We start from the raw sequence: 16,037 nt of genomic DNA on the forward strand, positions 1-16,037 counted from the left end.
TGCACCACCTCGGGCGGGCGCGCGCCGTTTGCCGGCGGGACGGCCCCCACCGGCCCGGCGGGGGGCTATTCGCCAGGTGTTGTCTCCCCGCGTGTCGTGGGCGGTCGGCCGGGCCGGTTAGGCTGCCCGGAGGACGCCGGTGCCATCGGCTCCGCGCGTCCTCCGGGCACCTCCGGTGCGGCGCGTACCGCGGGTGCCGCCGGTGCCGCGGGTTCCGCCGGTCGGGCGGGGCCGCCGACGCGGAGGAGGACGACTGTGCGCAGCGACCCCAGGCACGGCCCGCTGGTGCCGATGCTGCTGGTGCTGACCGTGGTCACCGGCCTGGTCGACGCGGTGAGCTACCTCGCCCTCGGCCACGTCTTCGTCGCCAACATGACCGGCAACGTGGTCTTCCTCGGCTTCGCCCTGGTGGGCGCGCCCGGTCTCTCCGCCACGGCCTCGCTCGCCGCCCTCGCCGCCTTCCTGGCCGGCTCGCTGGCGGGTGGCCGGCTCGCCGAGCGCCGGCCCGGACACCGGGGGCGGTTGCTGGTCACCACCGTCGGCGTGCAGTCGGTGCTGCTCGCCGCCTGTACGGCGTTCGCCGCGGCCTTCGGCCACGCTGCCGACCCCGTCCGCTACACGCTGATCGGCGTGCTCGGCGGGGCGATGGGACTGCAGAACGCGGTCGTGCGCGCGCTCGGCGTCCCTGACCTGACGACCACCGTGCTGACCATGACCCTCACCGCGCTGGCCGCCGAGCGGGCCGGCACCCGTCGGCTCGCCTCCGCCGCCTGGATGTTCGCGGGGGCGCTGCTCGGCGCCGTGCTCGTGCTGCACGCCTCCGTCCCGGTGGCGCTGGCCGCCGCCCTCGCCCTGCTGCTCACCGTCGGGGCCCTCACCCACCGCGCCTCCCGCCGGCCCACCGCCACCTGGGCCCACCCCGCCGGGACCCGCTGACCCCTCGCGCCGTCCGAGGAATCCGCCCGTCCCCGGCAGCGCCGAACAACCTTCCCCGGACAGCCCTGGGCGGGCCACCCCACGAAGCGAGCCGCCGCCCCCGGACGGGCCTTCAGGAGCGCACCGCTGACGCCGACCCCCGGCCTGCGGCATCCCCCGGCACCCGCGAGCCACTGCCGGCACCCCCGACACCCCCCGGCGCCCCCGGCCGCCGCTGGCACCCGCGAGCCACTACCGGACACCGGCGCCCCGGCCCGCCGCACCGAACAGCTCACCCCCTTCCCGGCCCCTGCCGCGCCTCTCCCATCCGGCGACCGAGGGGGAAATATGTAGACCGGTCCACTTATTTGGCCCTCTCCCTGCGCGATCGGGCGCGGTGCTGCGCGAGAAGTCGGCCCAGCCGACTTCTCGCGCAGAGGGATCGGCAGGGCCGCACAGTAATCTGTGGACCGGTCTACATATTTCTCCCGTGCGGGCAACGCCCCGGCTGCTGCTCCTGCTCCTGCTCGCCGGGTGCCGCCTCGGCGGCTCGCGCCGCGTTGCGCCGCGTGAAAAGTCGGCCAGGCCGACTTTTCACGGGCACCGGTGCCGGCGGCCCGCATAAATCTGTAGACCGGTCTGCATATTTTCCCGCTCCATGCCGCCCCACGCCGCTCCACGCCGCCCCACGCTGCTCCGTGACACTCCAGGCCGCCCGGTGGCGCTGCCGGTGTGCGTGCGCAGGAAGTCGGCCAAGCCGACTTCCTGCGCAAAGGGTGGGGCCGGCTGTACGTCACAATCTGTGGACCGGTCTACATATTTTGACGCCCGGTCGGCCCTTCGCCGGTGCCATCCCCGCTGGGCGGGGATGGCACCCAGCGGGCAGGGGCAGGGGCAGGGGTCAGGGGCGGGTGGCGAGGAAGGCGTCGAGCTCGGCGCCGTACCAGCGGGTGGTGCGACCGAGGTGGGTCATGCCGAGGCGGTGGCAGACGGCGGCGGAGGGGGCGTTGCCGGGGCGGACGACGGCGTGGATCTCGGTGAGGCCGTCGGCGAAGCCCTTGGCGAGGGCGGCGGTGCCGGCCTCGGTGGCGTAGCCGTGGCCCCAGGAGTCCGGGTGCAGGTGCCAGCCGACCTCGATCTCGCCGTTGCCGGTGCCGTCCTCGTCGGGGAGGGGGAGGAGCAGCACCGAGCCGACCACCACCCCGGTGTCCCGCCGCTCCAGCGCCCAGACGCCGTACCGGGGGTCCGCCGAACGCCCGCGCCAGCGGTCGATCATGGCGGGCACCTCGGCGGGCGACTCCACGGCGCGCGGCGCGGCGCCGAGCCACCGGGCGACCTCCCGGCGCGAGTACAGGTCGTACGCGCGTTCCGCGTCGGTGTGCTCCCACAGCCGGGCGGTCAGCCGGTCGCTGGTGAACAAGGGTGCTCCAGAGGGTTTTCGAGGGTGTGTCGGCGGCGGGCCGGCGGTGAACCGACAACGGCCCGCCGCCGGTTCAGTCGTCCTGTGGCAGGCTGGTGCGGCCGGACCAGCGGGGCTCCCAGTGGGCCCAGGCCCGTTCCCAGGCGCGGTCGGACCGCCGGTCGAGGACGCGCAGCCGCAGGGTGAGCACGCCGCCGATCAGCGCGGCGAGGGCGGCGGAGCCGGCCAGGCCGCCGCAGACGGCGCCGACCGCCAGACCGGCCAGGGTGGCCGGGGGATCGGTGGGCCGCCCGTCGCTGTCCAGCCAGAGCACGAGGGTGGAGCCGGTGACCGCGCTGCGGGGCGCCTCGACGGTGCCGGTGCGGGGGACGCCGTCGGGGGCCGTCCAGGAGACCGGGGTGTCGGTCCGTCGCTGGTACCCGACGCTCCAGCGGCCCGCGCCCCGGTCCTCGGTGCGGAGTCGGCCGAGCACCAGGGCCTCGGTGCGGTGCAGCCGGGCACGTTCGGCCTCGGCGGCGCGTCCGCCGGCGCGGTGGCCGAGGACGGCGGCGGTGACGACGCCCGCCAGGCCGACGACCAGGGCGAGCCCGGCCACCAGCCAGGCCCGGCTGCGGGCCCGGTCGACCGGGCGGGCGAGCGGTTCGCGGCGTTCGACGGTGCTGCGGCGGCCGAGCGCGCGCCGCAGCCGGCGGCCGGTCGGCCGGGACGGGGACGCGGTACGGGCCGCGCGGGGTGTGCTGGACACGATGCGTGCTCCTCGCGGTGTTGGCGCGGTTCTGCCCGGCGGTTCCAATCTCTCCCGGTACCGGTCCCCGGCACAAGAGTTGGGCGGCCTCGTGCGGAAAGGGACTCTCGGCCCTCCGTCTCGCCGCAGGACCGGGACGTTCGGCCCTCGGCCCGCGGGAGCCGAACGGGCAGGCTGGCCGTGGCCGCGTCCTTGTGCCGGACGCGGAGGCCCGGCCCGCTGTGGGGGCTCGCCGGGCCGCCGTGCAGGCGGGGGACGGGGTTGGGGCCGTCCCCCGCTCGCGGCGTTCGTCCACGCACCGTGCCCGGGTGTCCCCGGTACCCCATCCGCCGCGCAGCGCCCGTGGCACCCACGGGGCCCGCGGTACCCGCAGGGCCCGTGCCACCCGCAGGGCCCGCAGCACTCGCCGCATCCTCGGCACCCGCGCCGCCAACGGTGCCCCGCCCCCGAACGACGCCGACCCGCGCCGCATCTCTCCGGCCCGGAGCAGTGTTCCCGCCAGCTATACACTCGATGTATACCCCTGGTGTATGTTCCTCCCATGAGTGTTCCCCTGACCCTCCTCGGGCTGCTGGAGCGCGAGCCGAGCCACGGCTACGACCTCAAGCGCGACTACGACACCTTCTTCGGCCGGGGCAAGCCCCTGCCCTACGGCCAGGTCTACGCGACCCTCGGCCGCCTCGCCCGCGACGGCAAGGTCGTGCCCGGCGAGGCCGAGCCCGGCGACGGCCCCGAGCGCAAGCGCTACGTCATCACCGAAGCCGGCGTGACCGAGTTCGAGCACTGGCTCGCGGAGCCCGTCGCGCCCGAACCCACCCTCCAGTCCGTGCTGTTCACCAAGGTCGTCCTCGCCCTGCTGCTCGGCCGCGACGCCGAGGCCTACCTCGACACCCAGCGCGCCGCCCACCTGGCCCGGATGCGCGAGCTGACCGAAATGCGCCGCACCGGGCCGCTGGTCGACGCCCTGCTCGCCGACCACGGCCTCTTCCACCTGGAGGCAGACCTGCGCTGGATCGACCTGACCACCGCCCGGCTGGACGCCCTCGCCGCGGAGGTGCGCGCATGAGCCCCCTGATCGAGGCCCGCGGGGTCGAACTCGCCTTCGGCGAGACCCCGGCCCTGCGCGGGGCGAGCCTGGCCGCCGAGGCCGGCGAGGTCCTCGCGGTGATGGGCCCCAGCGGCTCCGGCAAGTCCACCCTGCTGCACTGTCTGGCCGGCATCCTGGTGCCGGACGCGGGCGAGGTGCTCTTCGACGGCCGGCGCATCGACACCCTCGACGAGAACCGGCGCAGCGCCTTGCGGCGGGACAGCTTCGGCTTCGTGTTCCAGTTCGGCCAGCTCGTCCCGGAACTGACGGCCGAGGAGAACGTCGCGCTGCCGCTGCTGCTGGGCGGAACCCGCCGGGCGGCCGCGCTCGCCGAGGCCCGTCCGTGGTTCGGCCGGCTCGGTCTCGACGGCCTGGAGCGCCGCCGTTCCGGCGAACTGTCGGGCGGTCAGGCCCAGCGGGTCGCGCTCGCCCGCGGCCTGGTGACCCGCCCGCGGGTGCTGTTCGCCGACGAGCCCACCGGCGCACTGGACTCGCTCACCGGCGAGCAGGTGATGGCGCTGATGGTGGCGGCCGCCCGCGACGAGGGCACCACCGTCGTGCTGGTCACCCACGAGCCCCGGGTCGCCGCCTACGCCGACCGCGAGGCGATGGTCCGCGACGGCCGGGCCCGGCAGCTCGCCACCGGCTCCGCCCCCGGACCCGGGTACGGCGGCGGCCCCGGCGGCCCCGCGGCGGAACGGATCGCCTCGTGATCGTCTTCGCCCTGCGCCTCGCCGTCGGCGGCGGCAGGCAGGCCGTCGCCCGTCTGCTCACCGTCACCGCCGCCGCGGCGATCGGCGTCGGTCTGCTGCTGTCGACGCTCGCCGCCGTCAACGCCGTCGGTGCCACCAACGAGCGCATCCTCTGGGCCAACAGCGGAGCCAAGAGCCGCACCGAGAGCCGCACCGAGAGCCCCGACGGGAACAGCGACGCGAGCAACGGCACGAGCGGCGACGCGAGCAGAGGCACGAGCAACGGCACGAGCCCCAGCGCGACAACGGCCGTGGACCCGCTCTGGTGGCGCGACCACACCCCCGAGTTCTACGACGGCAGGGAACTCCTCCACATCGACGTCGCCGCCACGGGCCCCGCCTCGCCCGTCCCACCGGGTCTGCCCGGACTCCCGACGGCCGGCGAGTACTACGCCTCGCCCGCCCTGGCGAAGCTGATCCGCGAACGCCCGGCGGACCAGCTGGCCGACCGTTTCCCCGGCCGGCTCGTCGGCGAGATCGGCAATGCCGCGCTCGCCTCCCCGGACTCCCTGGTGCTGATCGGCGGCCAGGACCCGGCGGCCCTCGCGGCCCGCCCGGGCAGCCGCCAGGTCACCAGCATCGCCACCGCCCTCCCCGCGCGCTGCGCGGGCGACTGCCCGGGGGCCGGTACCCGCGGCGACGCCATGACCCTGATCCTCTCGGTGGTCGCCGGGGCGCTGCTCTTCCCCGTGGTGATCTTCATCGGCACCGCCACCCGGCTCTCCGCCGCCACCCGGGAACAGCGCTACGCGGCGATGCGCCTGGTCGGGGCGACACCCCGCCAGATCACGCTGATCGCGGCCGCCGAGTCCACCCTGGCCGCCGCCGTCGGCACCCTGCTCGGCTTCGTGGTGTTCGCACTGCTGCGCCCGCTGGTGGCGACCGTCCCGTTCACCGGCGACCGCTTCTTCATCGAGGACCTCACGCTCACCGCCGTCCAGAGCGCGGCCGTGCTGCTCGGCGTGCCGCTGGCCGCCGCCGCGGCCGCCCGGCTCGCGCTGCGCCGGGTGACCGTCTCGCCGCTCGGCGTCAGCCGCCGGGTCACCCCCGGGCCACCGACGGCCTGGCGGCTGACACCGCTGCTCGCCGGGCTCGCCGAGCTCGGCTGGTTCGTCGGCCGCCGCCCGGAGAGCACCAACGGGCAGACCGCCGCCTATCTGACCGGTTTCCTGATGATCATGCTGGGCCTGGTGGTCGCCGGGCCCTGGCTGACCATGGCCGCCGCCCGCGCGGTCGCCGCCCGGACCGGCCGCCCGGCCACCCTGATCGCGGTCCGGCGCCTCGCCGACGATCCCAGGGCGGGGTTCCGCTCGGTCGCCGGCCTGGTCCTGGCGCTGTTCGTCACCACGGCGACGGTCGCGATCATCGGCACCATCGACGCCAACCGGGGCGTGCTCGGCGGCGATCCGCTGACCCGCACCGCGGTGGAGCACGGCGCGATGGGCGACGAGCCGCCGATGGCGGTCGCCGTCCCGGAGCAGGTCCTCGCCGAGCTGAAGGCCGTGCCCGGCTTCCGGGGCGTCGCGCTCGCCCACGCCGACCCGGACCGTGCGGGCCGCGACCCGTCCGGGCCCGACGCCTGGGCCGCTCCCCTGCTCACGGCCTGCTCGGACCTCGCGCAGATCCGGTCGGTCGGCCACTGCGCCCCCGGCGCCGCCGTCGCGGCCGTCCCGCCCTACGGCTTCCTCAGCCTGCGTTCCGAGGAGGCCACCCAGTGGCCGACCGCGCCGGTCACCGCCGAGGAGGTCGCCGGTCTGCCGGTGCAGTCGATCTACGTGACGACCGACGGCTCGGCGGCCGCCCGGGAGCGGGTCCGGGTGGTCCTCGCCCGGGCCTTCCCGGACCAGCACGCCCGGATGGTCCAGGACTGGGGATCCGCCCAGCAGAAGCAGCTCGCCGGCTGGCGGCAGCTGGCCGACGTGGTGCTGCTGACGACCCTGCCGATCGCCGGCTGCAGCCTCGCGGTCAGCGTGGTCGCGGGGCTCTCCGACCGTCGCCGCCCGTTCGCGATGCTCCGGCTCACCGGGGCGCCGCTGCGCCTGCTCCAGCGGGTGATCGGGCTGGAGAGCGCGCTGCCGCTGCTGGTGGTGTCGGCGATCGCGATCGGGACGGGCTTCGCCGCGGCGGCGATGTTCCTCAGGTCGCAGATGCACTACGACCTGGTGTCGCCGGGCGCGGTGTTCTTCGGGCTGGTGCTGCTGGGGCTGGTGGCCTCGCTCGGGATCATCGCCTCGACGCTGCCCCTGCTGAGGCGGATCACCGGCCCCGAGGCGGCCCGCAACGGCTGACGCCCCGGGAGCCGCGCCGGCCCGCCCGCGCGGACCCCGCCGCCACGCGCCCACGCGCCCACGCATCCCGCACCCGCGAACCCGCGAACAACCCACGAACCCGCGAACAACCCGCGAACCCCGCCCCGGACCTCCGGGCGCGGGGTTCGCGGGTTGTTCGCGCGTCCCCGGACGCCGGGCCCCGCTGAGCGGAACCCGCCTCCGGTGAACGGTCACTGACGGACCGTCACCTTCGGCGCCGGCCGCCGCGGGGCGAACCCGGGGAGTTGTGAAAAGGTCTTCCGGAAGTTGTGTGACATGTGCAATGGTACATGTCACCTCCCCACCGCGTGACGGACAGCACATGACCCGCCGTCACCGACGGTCCTCACCCCCACTGGCCGCACCCCATTGCGGCCGAACCAGGCCCGGAGGCCCCCACGTGAGTACCGCACGCCTGTTGCGACTCCAGCAACTGGCACGATTCCTGACGCTCGTCATGGCGATCGCCCTGACACTCGGTCTGTTCGCCCCGCGCGGCCAGGCCGCCCCCGCTGCCCCCGCTGTCCCCGCCGACCGCGGAGCGGCGCCGCCGTCGGCGTCGGTGCCGCCGTCGGTGCCGGACGCCGACGCCCCCCAGCTGCGCGCCTACCAGGACTCCGACGACGGCTCCGCCCCCGCCGAGGCCCCCGCCCCCTCCGCCGAGGCGTTCGGTCCGGACACGGAGGCCGACGAGGCCGCCGCCTGCGACCCGGCGTCCTTCGGCCGGACCGGCGCCGCCTTGGTCCGCCTCGTCAAGGCGTCGAGCCTGGACTGCGTCAACCGGCAGTTCCAGATCCCGGCCGAGTACGCGGCCGCGGCGTTCCGCCAGTCCCAGATGCTCACCATCGCCGAGGCGCTGCAGGAGAGCGCCCGCACCTACCAGGGCAACGACGGCGACTCGATCTCGCAGCTGATGCTCTACCTGCAGGCCGGCTACTCGGTGCAGTGGACCAAGGCCGAGACCGTCGGCCCGTACGACGAGCTGCCGACCGCGATCCGCGACGCCGTCAACGCCTTCTTCGCCAACCCCCACGCACTCGACCCCACCCCGGCCAACGCCGGCCCGCTGGAGCGCGCCACCGTGCTGGCGGACGTGCCCCGCCGCTCCGACCACTACGTGGGCGTCGTCAGGAAGGTCCTGGACGCCTACCAGCCCGAGACCTGGGACCGGGCCAACCTGCTGCGCGCGGTCAACCCGGTCTTCCAGGTGCTCTTCCGGGGCTACGACACCAAGAACCCGGACGAGCGGGAGGAGTTCCGGAAGGCCCTCCTCGCCGAGCCCGGCCTCCTCGACGCGCTGAACGGCTTCATCCTCCGCGCCAGGGGACACCTGCTGGACACCGACCGCAACAACTCCCTCACCCTCAACAACGCGATCGACGAGCTGACCAGGCTGGCGTCCGTCGAGGAGCTCGCCCCGCGCGCCCGCGCGATGGTGAAGAACCTCGTCGACACCGCCGGCGGCATCACCGGGCCCGACTGGCCCCAGCGCGCCTCCGCCGCGGCCTCGATCCAGAAGGCCGACCGGGCCAACTGCGGCTACTACGGCACCTGCGACGACCCGCAGCGGTTCAAGGACGCCTACCTGCCGATCCGGCACACCTGCAGCCCGACCCTGCGCATCCTCGCCCAGGACCTGACCGCCGCCCAGCTCGCCGCGGCCTGCGCGAGCCTGAACGGCCAGGACGCCCTCTTCCACGGCGTGTCCCGCGACAAGGGACCGGTCGCCGACGACCGCAACGCCGCGCTGGAGGTCGTCGCCTTCGACTCCTACGTCCAGTACGTGCCGCTCGGCCGGGCGATCTTCAACACCGACACCAACAACGGCGGCATCTACCTGGAGGGCGACCCGTCCGCGGCGGGCAACCAGGCCCGCTTCCTCGCCTACGAGGAGCCGGCGCCGGGCGGTGGCTCGCAGATCCGCAACCTCAACCACGAGTACACCCACTACCTCGACGCCCGCTTCAACCTCTGGGGCGGCTTCGGCGAGGGCGCCCCCGGCAAGCTGGTCTGGTGGACCGAGGGTCTCGCCGAGGTCGTCGCCACCTCCTACCTCAAGGAGGTCAACCGCGCGGCCATCGAGTCGGCGGCCCGCCACAGCTACCGGCTGAGCGAGCTCTTCGACAACGACTACGGCGACCAGAACCGCGTCTACCAGTGGGGTTACCTGGCCGTCCGCTACATGCTGGAGCGGCACCGCGCCGACGTCGACGCCCTGCTCGCCAAGTGGCGGGTGGGCGACTGGAAGGGCTCCCGCGCCGTCACGACCGCCATCGGCACCGGCTACGACGCGGACTTCGACCGCTGGCTGAGCGGCTGCGCGGCCGGCGCCTGCGCGAACATCCCGGAGTTCCCGCAGTTCAAGGCGTGCGAGGACGGTGACACCCGCCGGCTCGACCGGAACTGCGTGCGCACCGGCGTCTCCGCGACCGCCGGCAACTACGCGCACTTCTACCTGCTGGTCCCGCCCGGCACCAAGCAGCTCAGGGTGACCAGCAGCGGTGGCACCGGCAACGCCGACCTCTACTACCACTGGGGCGGCTGGGCGTATACCGACTCGTACGTCACGCGCTCGGCCGGGCCGGACAACGCCGAGACCCTGACCGTCACCGACCCGCCCGCGGGCTACGTGTTCTTCAGCCTCCGGGCCGAGCGGGACTTCAAGGGCGTGACCGTCACCAGCGAGTTCTGACGGGTGCGCTGACCAGGACCGGTGGACGTCGCCCCGGCGGAGCGCTTCGGCGCCCCGCCGGGGCTTCCCGACGCGCGGCTCTTCCCGCCGCGGCTTCCCGGCGGAGGCGGGGAAGGGCGGTCAGCGGCCGACCGGGTACGCGTCCGTCCCGGTCCGCGGCGCGCCGCCCAGCTCCGGCCGCCAGCTGTTGAGCACCAGCCCGGAGGGGTAGAACATCGGCTCCGGCAGGGCGTCCAGCGCCACCCGCTCCCAGCCGCCGCACGCGTGCGGCTCCAGGACGGCGGCCGGCGCCAGGCTCGGCGGGGCGAGCACCGCGGCGGTGAGCCGGGGGCGGCCCAGCTCGTGGTCGAGCAGCAGCGCGAGCACCCGCATCTCCTCGGCGGGCAGCACGATCCCGGTCTCCTCGGCCAGCTCGCGGGCGGCGGTCCGCTCGAAGGACTCGCCGGGGTCGACCTTGCCGCCGGGCAGGCTCCAGGTCGGCGGCTCGCCCGCGGTGGTGCGGCGGCCGATCAGCACCCGGCCGTCCCCGGTGGGCACGATGACGCCGGCGCCGAGCAGCGGTGCGGTGGTCACGTCGGTTCCTCCGTCGGGTGGTGTCACACCGGGTGGCGTGACGTCGTCCTCCGCCGTTGCGCGGGCTCCGGGCCCGGCCCGGCCTACCAGGCGGCGCGGTCGAAGTCCTTGAGGAAGCAGCCGTAGAGGTCCTCGCCCTGCTCCCCGCGCACGATCGGGTCGTAGACCCGGGCCGCGCCGTCGACCAGGTCGAGCGGGGCGTGGAAGCCCTCGTCGGCCAGCCGCATCTTGTCCGGGTGCGGGCGCTCGTCGGTGATCCAGCCGGTGTCGACGGCGGTCATCAGGATGCCGTCGGTCTCGAACATCTCCTGGGCGCTGGTGCGGGTGAGCATGTTCAGCGCGGCCTTGGCCATGTTGGTGTGCGGGTGGCCGGCGCCCTTGTAGCCGCGGGTGAAGACGCCCTCCATGGCCGACACGTTGACGACGTACTTGCGGCGGGACGGCGAGGCGGCCATCGCCGGGCGCAGCCGGCTGATCAGGATGAACGGCGCGGTGGAGTTGCAGAGCTGGACCTCCAGCAGCTCCATGGGGCCGACCTCGCTGACGGTCTGCACCCAGCTGTTGGTGTCCGCGAGGTCCGGCACCAGGCCGCCCGCGTCGATCGCCGTCCCGGCCCGGATCCGCTCGGGCGTCGCCGAGCCGGTGACCAGCGCGAGCGAGGTGACGTCCGCGGCCGGGATCCGCTCGCCCCCGTCGGAGGCCTGGTGCGGCAGGGCGGGCAGGTCGACGCTGCCGCTGCCGAACCGGCCGATGGTGGTGGACTGCGGCAGCACGCCGGCCGGCAGCGGGGCGGACTCGGCGGCGACCAGCTCGCGGTAGGACTCCGGCGGGCGGCGGACGGTCTGCGCGGCGTTGTTGATCAGGATGTCCAGCGGGCCGTCCGCGGCGACCTCGTCGGCCAGCGCCAGCACCTGGGCGGGGTCGCGCAGGTCGATGCCGACGATCTTCAGCCGGTGCAGCCAGTCGGCGCTGTCCGGCATCGCGGTGAAGCGGCGGATCGCGTCGTTGGGGAAGCGGGTGGTGATGGTGGTGTGGGCGCCGTCGCGCAGCAGCATCAGCGCGATGTACATGCCGATCTTGGCGCGGCCGCCGGTGAGCAGCGCGCGCTTGCCGGTGAGGTCGGCGCGGGCGTCCCGGCGGGCCCGGTTCTTGCCCGCGCAGCTCTGGCAGAGGTTGTGGTAGAAGGCGTCGACCTCGACGTAGCGCTGCTTGCAGACGTAGCAGGAGCGGGGGCGCTCCAGGATCCCGGCGATCTCCGTGGTGGTGACGGTGGTCAGGCCGAACGCGCCGGCCGTCTCGTCGTCTATCCGGGTCGGGGCGCCGGTCGCGGTGCGCGCGGTGACCTCGCGGTCGTTGGCGGTCTTGCGGGCCCGGGTCTCCTGGCGGCGGCGCTGCTTGAGCGTGCGGAACACGCCGCCGACGGCCTGGCGGACGGTGATCGCGTCCGGGTGGTCGACGTGCAGGCCGTCCAGCTCGGCCAGGACCTCCAGGCAGAGCCGCAGCCGCTCCGGGTCGAGGCCGGGGCCGTAGTCGATGTCCTCGACGGGCCCGGCGTCCCCGCCGCTCTGCCGCTGCCCGATCTCCACGCCCGCCGCCGTCATGCTCTCCGCCGCTTCCCGCTCGCCTCGCCGATCCACGGCGTCCGTGCCGCGTCTACCGCGTGAATGCTACGGGAGCGCCCCCGGCCGGGGCGAAAAGCGGCCTTTTTGGAGGATCCTCCATGTCTACGCGCGGAGCATCGATCATGGCTTGTGCACAGCACCAGCAATCGTGCCCGAACTGGCTTTTGCCGAACGGCTGCCGGAGAATCGAACGTCGGGTGCAGGGGCGCCCGAGTGCGCCCTGCGAACGTTCCGCATCCGCACCCGAGCTGTAATTTCTCCCAGCAGAGAGCCCCGTTTCATGCGCTTCCTGAACGACCTCATGCCCTCGTACGACCTGACGTACGACGACGTCTTCATGGTCCCCAGTCGATCCGCCGTGGGCTCCCGCCAGGGTGTCGACCTCTCCTCCAACGACGGCACCGGCACCACCATCCCGCTGGTCGTCGCCAACATGACCGCCATCGCCGGCCGCCGGATGGCCGAGACCGTCGCCCGCCGCGGCGGGCTGGTCGCCATCCCGCAGGACGTCCCGACCGATGTCATCGCCGAGGTGATCGGCTGGGTCAAGCGGCGCCACCTGGTGCACGACACCGCGATCACCCTCGACCCCGGCGCCACCGTCGCCGAGGCCCTCTCGCTGCTGCCCAAGCGCGCCCACGGCGCGCTGGTCGTGGTCGAGGACGGCCGGCCGGTCGGCGTCGTCACCGACTCCGACTGCCAGGGCGTCGACCGCTTCACCTCGCTCTCCGAGGTGATGTCCCGCGAGCTGCTCCTGCTCGAAGAGGACATCGACCCGCGCGACGCCTTCGACCGGCTCGGCGAGGGCCACCGCAAGCTCGCCCCGGTCGTGGACCGCGACGGCCGGCTGGTCGGCATCCTGACCCGCCGCAACGCGCTGCGCGCCACCCTCTACACCCCGGCCGTCGACGCCGCCGGCGCGCTGCGGGTCGCCGCCACCGTCGGCATCAACGGCGATGTCGCGGGCAAGGCGAAGGCCCTGCTGGAGGCCGGTGCGGACGCGCTCGTCGTGGACACCGCGCACGGCCACCAGGAGTCGATGATCAGCGCGCTGCGGGCCGTGCGCGGCCTGGACCCGCAGGTCCCCGTGGTCGCGGGCAACGTCGTCTCGGCGGCCGGCGTGCGCGACCTCGTCGAGGCGGGCGCCGACATCCTGAAGGTCGGCGTCGGCCCGGGCGCCATGTGCACCACCCGGATGATGACCGGCGTCGGCCGACCGCAGTTCTCGGCCGTTCTTGAGTGCGCGGCCGAGGCCCGCCGGCTCGGCCGGCACGTCTGGGCGGACGGCGGCGTCCGCCACCCGCGCGACGTCGCGATGGCGCTCGCGGCCGGGGCGTCCAACGTGATGATCGGCTCCTGGTTCGCCGGCACCCACGAGTCGCCCGGCGACCTGCAGACCACCGCCGACGGCCGGCAGTACAAGGAGTCCTTCGGCATGGCCTCCAAGCGGGCCGTGGGCAACCGCACCGCCCAGGACTCGTCGTACGACCGGGCCCGCAAGGCGCTGTTCGAGGAGGGCATCTCGCACTCCCGGATGTTCCTCGACCCGGCCCGCCCGGGCGTCGAGGACCTCATCGACTCGATCGTCGCGGGCGTGCGCAGCTCCTGCACCTACGCGGGTGCGGCCAGCCTGGAGGAGTTCCACGAGAAGGCCGTGGTCGGCATCCAGAGCGCGGCCGGCTACGCCGAGGGCAAGCCGCTGCACTCCAGCTGGGCCTGACCGTCCGCGCCCGCGGTGGCCGGCCGGCCCCCTGACCGGGGGATCCGGCCGGCCGCCGGGGCGCCGCCGGGCGCACCCGGGCCCAGCGGCGTCAGCAGCGCGCGGCCGAGCAGCCCGGCCGCGCCGTCCAGCGCCGCGGTGAACGCCCCCGCCGCCGAGGGGCGCGTCCGCAGCTCCCAGAGCACGTTCACCGAGGCCCAGGCCGCCTCCCGGGCGGTGCCGACCGACCAGGACCCCAGCCGGTGGGTGAGCGGCTCGAAGCGCTCCAGCACGTCCGGCCCAGGCATCAGCCGCTCCCGGACGGCCGTCTCCACCTCCGCCAGCAGCGCGTTGATCCGGCGGTAGTCGTCCGCCAGCTCCTCCGGCTCGCGCCGCAGCCGCCGGCAGGTGTCGACGACGGCGAGCGGCAGGTCGTGCTGGATGTGGGCGCTCATCCCGGCCAGCGCGAACTGGACCGGGTGCACCTCGGGGTGCGCGCGCAGCTCGAACAGCGGCCGCCAGCAGGCCGACGGCCGCAGACCGGCCGCGACCGCGTCCACGGCGCGCAGGTAGCGGTCGGCGAACACCACGTCCAGCAGGGCCACCGCCGCCGGGTCCGCGAAGCCGCCCAGCCGTGCCCGGACGGTCTCCGTCACGGTCAGGTACATCCGGTTGAACACCGCCACCCCGTCGGCGGGCGGCAGCCCCGCCCCGATCGCCCGCAGCCGGCGGACCACCGCGTCGAGTCCGTGCGCCGATGCCGATGCCGATGCCGATGCGGTCGCGGTCGCTGTCGCCGTGGCCGTCGTGCTCCGTGCGGACACCCTGACCATGGATCACCCTTCGGTGCCGTTCGTCCACTGATCGCATCATCGTGGCACGCGGGCCCGGCGGATCACCGGCACAACGCGTACCCGCGGGACACGGGCGAGCGCCGCCCCCGCCGGTACCGCCCGCGCCCGTCCTGCCCCCGCCCCTGCCCCCGCCCGGGGCCGTCAGCGCTCCCAGTGGACGGCCAGGGCGGCGGCGTCGTCGGCCAGGCCGCCGGCCGGGGAGACCCAGGCGGCGAGGTCGGTGAGGAGTGCGTCCAGCAGGTCGTCCGGCGTGCCGGCGGGGAACCTGGCGAGGCGGGCGGACAGGGGGTAGAAGGCGCCTGCCGGGTCGCGGGCCTCGGAGACGCCGTCGGTGTACAGGACCAGCAGGTCGCCGGGGTGGGGGTCGAGGGGTTCGGCCTGGTAGCCGCCGTCGCCCGCCAGGCCGAGCAGGCCGAGCGGCGGGGCGTGCCGGGCGGGGGCCAGTTCGGTGACCCGCCCGGCCCGGCGCAGCAGGGGGTGCGGGTGGCCGCAGTTCACCAGCCGGGCGGTGCCCTCGCGGTGGTCCACGTCGAGCAGCACCGCGGTCACGAACCGCCCGTCGGCCGGCCGGTCGGCGAGGGCGGCGTCCAGCCGTTCGGCGAGCCGGGCGAGGTCCGGTTCGGTGCGGGCCGCGGTGCGGAAGGCGCCGAGCACGTCCGCCGCCGTCTCGACGGCCGGCAGCCCGTGGCCCTGGACGTCCCCGAGCAGGATGCGGATCCCGAACGGCGTCCGGGCCACCTCGTACAGGTCCCCGCCGATCCGTGCCTCGGCGGCGGCCGCGACGTAGCGCACGGCGAGCCGCAGCGGCCCGATCCGTTCGGGCGGCGGGCGCAGCAGGGCCCGCTGGGCGGCCTCGGCGACGGTCCGCACCTGGAACAGTTCGCGCTCGCGGGCCGCGATCAGGACGACGTTGGCGGTGCTGGCGAGGGTCGCGGCGGTGATGGTGACCAGCGAGGCGAGGTGGACGGAGCCGGGCAGACGGGTGTTGCCCTCCTCCAGCAGCCCGGCGACCACGGCGGCCGCGGCCCCGGTGGCGAGCGGCACCCGGGCCCGCCGGGTGGTCGCCCCGACCAGCACCGGCGCGACGGCCAGGACGGGGGAGAGGGTGGTTCCGGGCCCGGTGACGAGGTCCGCCACCACGGCGCCGACCAGCAGCAGGAACGCGCCGCAGAGCAGCAGCCGGATCCGCCGGGGCAGCCTCGGCAGCGGCGCGTCCCCGCCGCCGTCCGCGGTCCCGTCCCCGCTCCCGGCCACCGGTCCTCACCTCCCGCGCGTCGGCCTGCGGCTCCTCGGCGGATCCGCTCCCCCGTCCACTCTCCACCGGCCCCCGCCCCACCGGCATCCCGGCGCCCGCCGGCGGCTGCCGCCC

At 75.2% G+C, this 16,037-nt stretch carries 12 protein-coding genes; 6 read left to right on the forward strand and 6 right to left on the reverse strand.

Annotated features, from left to right (window positions below):
* Nucleotides 1-291: 291 nt before the first annotated feature.
* Nucleotides 292-936 (forward strand): YoaK family protein, encoded by a 645-nt coding sequence (locus ACFCX4_RS16655; RefSeq protein WP_376143015.1) that lies wholly within the window; start codon nucleotides 292-294, stop codon nucleotides 934-936.
* An 880-nt stretch (nucleotides 937-1,816) separates the two neighbouring features.
* Here ACFCX4_RS16655 and ACFCX4_RS16660 read toward each other — a convergent pair.
* Together ACFCX4_RS16660 and ACFCX4_RS16665 are read right to left on the reverse strand one after the other, a co-directional pair.
* Nucleotides 1,817-2,335: a GNAT family N-acetyltransferase gene (locus ACFCX4_RS16660; RefSeq protein WP_376142978.1), complete on the reverse strand. Its 519-nt coding sequence runs from the start codon at nucleotides 2,333-2,335 to the stop codon at nucleotides 1,817-1,819.
* A 73-nt stretch (nucleotides 2,336-2,408) separates the two neighbouring features.
* A complete protein-coding gene (locus ACFCX4_RS16665) occupies nucleotides 2,409-3,080 on the reverse strand; it encodes a hypothetical protein (protein ID WP_376142980.1) in 672 nt (223 codons plus the stop codon).
* Between the two features lie 541 nt (nucleotides 3,081-3,621).
* Between ACFCX4_RS16665 and ACFCX4_RS16670 the strand changes: the two genes are divergently transcribed.
* The 4 genes from ACFCX4_RS16670 to ACFCX4_RS16685 all read left to right on the forward strand — a co-directional run bounded on the left by ACFCX4_RS16670 (nucleotide 3,622) and on the right by ACFCX4_RS16685 (nucleotide 9,920).
* Nucleotides 3,622-4,146 carry a PadR family transcriptional regulator gene (locus ACFCX4_RS16670; protein WP_376142982.1) on the forward strand — a complete coding sequence of 175 codons (525 nt, stop codon included), beginning with the start codon at nucleotides 3,622-3,624 and terminating at the stop codon, nucleotides 4,144-4,146.
* The gene (locus ACFCX4_RS16675) at nucleotides 4,143-4,880 is read left to right on the forward strand and encodes an ABC transporter ATP-binding protein (protein ID WP_376142984.1); all 738 of its coding nucleotides are present in this window, start codon (nucleotides 4,143-4,145) and stop codon (nucleotides 4,878-4,880) included. Before ACFCX4_RS16670 ends, ACFCX4_RS16675 begins: the two co-directional genes overlap by 4 nt.
* Nucleotides 4,877-7,207 (forward strand): FtsX-like permease family protein, encoded by a 2,331-nt coding sequence (locus ACFCX4_RS16680; protein WP_376142986.1) that lies wholly within the window; start codon nucleotides 4,877-4,879, stop codon nucleotides 7,205-7,207. Before ACFCX4_RS16675 ends, ACFCX4_RS16680 begins: the two co-directional genes overlap by 4 nt.
* 421 nt (nucleotides 7,208-7,628) lie before the next feature.
* Nucleotides 7,629-9,920, forward strand: coding sequence for a collagenase (locus tag ACFCX4_RS16685; protein WP_376142988.1), 2,292 nt, complete (start codon nucleotides 7,629-7,631; stop codon nucleotides 9,918-9,920).
* Between the two features lie 120 nt (nucleotides 9,921-10,040).
* Here ACFCX4_RS16685 and ACFCX4_RS16690 read toward each other — a convergent pair whose 3' ends face one another.
* Nucleotides 10,041-10,493, reverse strand: a complete 453-nt coding sequence (locus ACFCX4_RS16690) for an NUDIX hydrolase (protein ID WP_376142990.1) — start codon at nucleotides 10,491-10,493, stop codon at nucleotides 10,041-10,043.
* 83 nt (nucleotides 10,494-10,576) lie between these two features.
* Nucleotides 10,577-12,094: an SDR family NAD(P)-dependent oxidoreductase gene (locus ACFCX4_RS16695; protein ID WP_376142992.1), complete on the reverse strand. Its 1,518-nt coding sequence runs from the start codon at nucleotides 12,092-12,094 to the stop codon at nucleotides 10,577-10,579.
* A 301-nt stretch (nucleotides 12,095-12,395) separates the two neighbouring features.
* On the opposite strand from ACFCX4_RS16695, the gene ACFCX4_RS16700 reads away from it, so the two are divergent.
* Nucleotides 12,396-13,835: a GuaB1 family IMP dehydrogenase-related protein gene (locus tag ACFCX4_RS16700; RefSeq protein WP_376142994.1), complete on the forward strand. Its 1,440-nt coding sequence runs from the start codon at nucleotides 12,396-12,398 to the stop codon at nucleotides 13,833-13,835.
* Here ACFCX4_RS16700 and ACFCX4_RS16705 read toward each other — a convergent pair.
* Both ACFCX4_RS16705 and ACFCX4_RS16710 read right to left on the reverse strand, forming a co-directional pair.
* Nucleotides 13,796-14,551, reverse strand: coding sequence for a DUF5995 family protein (locus tag ACFCX4_RS16705; protein ID WP_376142996.1), 756 nt, complete (start codon nucleotides 14,549-14,551; stop codon nucleotides 13,796-13,798). The two genes, ACFCX4_RS16700 and ACFCX4_RS16705, sit on opposite strands and share 40 nt — an antisense overlap.
* 258 nt (nucleotides 14,552-14,809) lie before the next feature.
* A complete protein-coding gene (locus ACFCX4_RS16710; protein ID WP_376142998.1) occupies nucleotides 14,810-15,922 on the reverse strand; it encodes a PP2C family protein-serine/threonine phosphatase in 1,113 nt (370 codons plus the stop codon).
* Nucleotides 15,923-16,037: the final 115 nt, after the last annotated feature.

This window comes from Kitasatospora sp. NPDC056327 (genome assembly GCF_042261735.1).
Classification (GTDB): domain Bacteria; phylum Actinomycetota; class Actinomycetes; order Streptomycetales; family Streptomycetaceae; genus Kitasatospora.

Excerpts from the sequence above, each read along its gene's own strand:
- ACFCX4_RS16655 (WP_376143015.1), top strand. The coding sequence starts at position 292 with ATGCTGCTGGTGCTGACCGTGGTCACCGGCCTGGTCGACGCGGTGAGC.
- ACFCX4_RS16670 (WP_376142982.1), top strand. The coding sequence starts at position 3,622 with ATGAGTGTTCCCCTGACCCTCCTCGGGCTGCTGGAGCGCGAGCCGAGC.
- ACFCX4_RS16675 (WP_376142984.1), top strand. The coding sequence starts at position 4,143 with ATGAGCCCCCTGATCGAGGCCCGCGGGGTCGAACTCGCCTTCGGCGAG.
- ACFCX4_RS16695 (WP_376142992.1), bottom strand. The coding sequence starts at position 12,094 with ATGACGGCGGCGGGCGTGGAGATCGGGCAGCGGCAGAGCGGCGGGGAC.
- ACFCX4_RS16700 (WP_376142994.1), top strand. The coding sequence starts at position 12,396 with ATGCGCTTCCTGAACGACCTCATGCCCTCGTACGACCTGACGTACGAC.